This window comes from Pedococcus sp. (assembly GCF_036000045.1).
In the GTDB taxonomy this organism is placed as follows: Bacteria; Actinomycetota; Actinomycetes; order Actinomycetales; family Dermatophilaceae; genus Pedococcus.
Map to the genome: position 1 here is coordinate 1 of NZ_DASYGF010000081.1, position 4,510 is coordinate 4,510.

A 4,510-nucleotide genomic window follows, 5' to 3' on the forward strand; every position below is an offset into this window, starting at 1 on the left:
ACGTTTCACGCACCCTTTCGACCCCACGATGGAGAAGTCTGTGGCCACCATTGACGCAGTAGGCGCTCGCGAGATCCTCGACTCCCGCGGCAACCCCACGGTCGAGGTGGAGGTGGCTCTCGACGACGGCACCATCGCCCGTGCGGCAGTGCCGTCCGGGGCGTCGACGGGAGCGTTCGAGGCAGTCGAGCGGCGGGACGGCGACAAGAACCGCTACCTGGGCAAGGGCGTCGAGGAGGCTGTCGACGCGGTACTCGACGAGATCGGTCCCAAGCTCGTGGGCTACGACGCGAGCGAGCAGCGGCTCGTGGACGGCGTGATGATCGGCCTGGACGGCACCGACAACAAGGGCAACCTCGGCGCCAACGCCATCCTCGGGGTCTCCCTGGCCGTCGCCAAGGCAGCCGCCGAGTCGGCCGGCCTGCCGCTGTTCCGCTACGTCGGCGGTCCCAACGCCCACGTGCTGCCTGTCCCGATGATGAACATCCTCAACGGCGGCAGCCACGCCGACTCCAACGTCGACATCCAGGAGTTCATGATCGCGCCCATCGGCGCGGACTCCTTCCGCGAGGCTCTCCGCTGGGGCGCCGAGGTCTACCACGCCCTCAAGGGCGTCCTCAAGGACAAGGGTCTGGCCACCGGCCTCGGCGACGAGGGAGGCTTCGCCCCCAACCTCGAGTCCAACCGCGCGGCGCTCGACCTCATCCTCGAGGCCATCGCCAAGGCGGGCTACGAGGCCGGCACCCAGATCGCGCTCGCCCTCGACGTCGCTGCCAGCGAGTTCCACAACGAGGACGGCACCTACCAGTTCGAGGGCGTCGCCAAGACGGCTGACGAGATGGTCGACTACTACGCCGACCTGGTGGACTCCTACCCGCTGGTCTCGATCGAGGACCCGCTCGACGAGGAGGACTGGGACGGCTGGAAGGCCATGACCGACCGCCTCGGCTCGCGGGTGCAGCTGGTCGGCGACGACCTGTTCGTCACCAACCCCGCGCGCCTCCAGCGCGGCATCGACGCCCGCACTGCCAACGCCCTGCTCGTCAAGGTCAACCAGATCGGCTCGCTGACCGAGACGTTGGACGCGGTGGACCTGGCCCAGCGCAACGGCTACCGCTGCATGATGAGCCACCGCTCCGGTGAGACCGAGGACGTCACGATCGCCGACCTCGCAGTGGCGACCAACTGCGGCCAGATCAAGACCGGGGCCCCGGCCCGCTCGGAGCGCGTCGCCAAGTACAACCAGCTGCTGCGCATCGAGGAGGAGCTCGACGACGCCGCGGTCTATGCCGGGGCGGGCGCCTTCCCCCGGTTCGCACCGCAGGCCTGATCGCGGCGGGGGTCGAGGCCATGCCAGGCACGGGACAGGGGAGCGGAGGGCGCCGGCCCGCGCGCCGCGCTGCCGCGGCGCCCGCTGGAGGCGCCCATACCCCCTCCCGTATGCCGTCGCCGCGCACCTCGTCGCCGCGCACCTCGTCGACGCGTGCCTCGGCTGCCCGGACATCGTCGGCGCGGCCCGGCGCCGGGCCAGGGCGCTCGCGCGCCACGGCGGCGGGCGCGGTGCGCAAGGGGTCGTCGGCACACGGCGTGCCGGAGCCCACGGCGTCTCGAGCCGTCTTCCGCATCGTCGTCCTCGCGTCCATCGCCGTGCTGCTCGCGGTCACCCTGGTGCCGACCCTGCGCTCCTACCTGCGCCAGCAGGGGCAGATCAACGCCCTGCGGGACCAGGTGGCGGCGCAGCGCGTCGACGTCACGGCCCTCCAGAAGGAGCAGGCGCGCTGGAACGACGAGGCCTATGTCGTGCAGCAGGCGCGTGAGCGTCTCAAGTTCGTCAAGGTCGGCGAGAAGTCCTACACCGTCATCGACGGACGGCCTGCGGCCAAGTCGGTGCCGGGCGTCGCCTCCGCTCCGGCCGCCAGCAGCAGCCACCCTTGGTACGGCCAGCTCTGGGAGTCGGTGCAGGTCGCGGACGCGGGTCCCGCCTCGCTCGCTCCGGCCGTCAAGTGACCGGCCAGCGCCCCACTCAGGCCGACCTCGACGCGGTCCACGCTCAGCTCGGCCGCCTGCCCCGCGGCGTCGCGGGGGTCGCCCACCGGTGCCCGTGTGGGCGCCCGGACGTGCTCACCACCGAGCCGCGCCTCCCCGACGGGACGCCGTTCCCCACGACCTACTACGCGACCTGCCCGAAGCTGACCGGTGCCATCTCCACTCTCGAGGCCTCCGGGATGATGCGAGAGATGACCGCCCGCCTGGCCGAGGACGAGGACCTTGCCCGCCGCTACGCCGCGGCGCACGAGCACTACCTGGCCCGGCGGTCCGAGCTCGGCGAGGTCGCCGAGATCGCGGGGGTGTCCGCCGGCGGGATGCCGACGCGGGTCAAGTGCCTGCACGTCCTCGTGGCCCACTCGCTCGCAGCCGGACCTGGCGTCAACCCGCTGGGTGACGAAGCACTCGACGCGCTCGGCGACTGGTGGTCATCCGGTTCCTGCGTCACCGACGAGTCCTCCGTCGCCGGCGAGCCGTCCGCGTGACGCGGGTCGGCGCGGTGGACTGCGGCACCAACTCCATCCGCCTCCTCGTGGCCGACATCGACGAGACGGGGTCCCTCACCGATGTGGTGCGCCGCATGGAGGTCGTGCGGCTGGGAGCCGGTGTGGACCGCACAGGCGCCATCGCGCCCGAGGCGATGGCCCGCACCCTCGCGATGGCCCGTCAGTATGCCGGGCAGTGCCGCGAGCTGGGCGCCGAGGCGGTGCGGTTCGTTGCCACGTCGGCGTCACGGGACGCGTCCAACGCCGATGAGTTCGTCGCCGGCGTGCGAGAGGCGTTCGCCGACTTCGGCACCCCTCCCGAGGTCGTCACCGGCGACGAGGAGGCGACCCTGTCGTTCAGGGGAGCCACAGGCGGCCTGCGGGCCCGCGGCATACCGGGTCCGTATCTGGTCGTGGACCTCGGTGGCGGGTCGACCGAGTGGGTGCGCGGGGAGGCGACGGTGGAGTCGGCCTGCTCGATGGACATCGGATCGGTGCGGCTCACCGAGCGCCACCTCCACGCTGACCCTCCACGGGCCGACGAGATCGCCGCCGCGGTGCGCGACATCGACGCCGCCCTCGACCGCGCGGCCGAGGCCGTCGACCTCACCGGCATCGGGTCTCTGGTGGGGCTCGCCGGCAGCGTCACGACCATCACGGCCCACGCGCTGGGGCTGCAGACGTACGAGCCCGACCGCATCCACCTCGCCGAGCTCTCCTCAAGCCGGGTGCTGGCCGCCTGCCAGGACCTCCTGCACCGGACCCGGGAGCAGCGGGCGGCGCTGGGCTTCATGCATCCCGGGCGGGTCGACGTCATCGGCGCCGGCGCGCTGGTCTGGCACCAGGTGGTCCAGCGGCTCGCCGGGCTCGGCGTGGGGCGCGTGGTGACCTCCGAGCGCGACATTCTCGACGGCATCGCCGCGTCGGCCGCCGAGCGCGTGGCCACGAGGCCGTAACCTCCGAGCGCTGTCCTCGTTGCACGGTTTGTCCATAACTCGCAGTGAGGGGTGGTGCAGACGGTCGACGACGAGCGGATGCGGCCGGCCGGTGACCCAGGGTCCGTGGCTCCCGGGCGGCTCGAGGCTGCCCTGCGCCCCACGACTCCCGACTCCCCCCTCGGTCCGGCCACGGGGCCGATCGCCCGGCTCGGCGACCGCTCATACGGTCTGGCCTTCCTCCTCGTCGTCGGTCTCCTGATCGGTCTCTCGGTCGCCACGTACGAGAAGGCCTTCGTCCCCGTCGTGCATGTGACGTTGCTGACCGACCGGATCGGGTCGCAGCTGCAGACGGCGTCCGATGTGAAGCTGCGGGGGCTCATCGTCGGCGAGGTGCGCTCGATCGAGACGACCGGGAACGGCGCCCGCCTGGACCTGGCGCTCGACCCGGCGATGGTGGGGCTCATCCCGGCGAACGTGACGGCGCGGTTGTTGCCCAAGACGTTGTTCGGTGAGCGGTTCGTGGACCTGGTGTCGCCGCAGGCAGGGGGTGCGGCGACGCCGATCCGGCAGGGCGCCGTGATCGGGCAGGACAAGACGTCGGTGGCGATCGAGCTGGAGAAGGTCTTCGACGACCTGCTGCCGCTGCTGCGGGCCGTGCAGCCGGAGAAGCTGGCCACGACGTTGAACGCGCTGGCGACGGCGTTGGACGGCCGTGGCACGCGGCTGGGTCAGAACCTGGTGCTGGTGGACTCGTACTTCAAGGCGCTGAACCCGAAGATGCCGGTGATCAAGGCGGACATCTCGGCCTTCGCGGATGTGGTGTCGACGTATGCCGTGGCGGCGCCGAACCTGGTGCGGGCGGCGGCGAACCTGGTCACGACGAACACGACGATCGTGCAGAAGCAGCATCAGCTGGCGGGGTTCCTGGCCGGGACGGCGGGGTTCGCGAACACGACGGCGGACTTCCTGGACGCCAACGGGCAGCGGATCATCCAGGTGGGTCGGGTGCAGCGGCCGACCGCCGAGGTGTTCGCCAAGTAC

The 4,510-nt window shown here is 71.7% G+C and carries 5 protein-coding genes; all 5 read left to right on the top strand.

Annotated features, from left to right (window positions below; genetic code table 11):
- The first annotated feature begins 40 nt into the window (after positions 1-40).
- Complete coding sequence (gene eno, locus VGN50_RS12395) at positions 41-1,330, top strand: phosphopyruvate hydratase (protein WP_327445112.1); 1,290 nt, start codon at positions 41-43, stop codon at positions 1,328-1,330.
- Positions 1,331-1,440: 110 nt separating this feature from the next.
- A complete protein-coding gene (locus VGN50_RS12400; protein ID WP_327445108.1) occupies positions 1,441-2,007 on the top strand; it encodes a septum formation initiator family protein in 567 nt (188 codons plus the stop codon).
- Positions 2,004-2,531: a DUF501 domain-containing protein gene (locus tag VGN50_RS12405; protein ID WP_327445109.1), complete on the top strand. Its 528-nt coding sequence runs from the start codon at positions 2,004-2,006 to the stop codon at positions 2,529-2,531. Before VGN50_RS12400 ends, VGN50_RS12405 begins: the two co-directional genes overlap by 4 nt.
- Positions 2,528-3,487, top strand: coding sequence for an exopolyphosphatase (locus tag VGN50_RS12410; RefSeq protein ID WP_327445110.1), 960 nt, complete (start codon positions 2,528-2,530; stop codon positions 3,485-3,487). Before VGN50_RS12405 ends, VGN50_RS12410 begins: the two co-directional genes overlap by 4 nt.
- A gap of 54 nt (positions 3,488-3,541) precedes the next feature.
- Positions 3,542-4,510, top strand: a 969-nt coding sequence (locus VGN50_RS12415; protein ID WP_327445111.1) for an MCE family protein, incomplete at its 3' end; no start/stop codon positions are given.

What these genes read in the sequence shown, in the direction of transcription:
- VGN50_RS12400 (WP_327445108.1), top strand. Translation starts at nt 1,441, where the DNA reads ATGCCGTCGCCGCGCACCTCGTCGCCGCGCACCTCGTCGACGCGTGCC.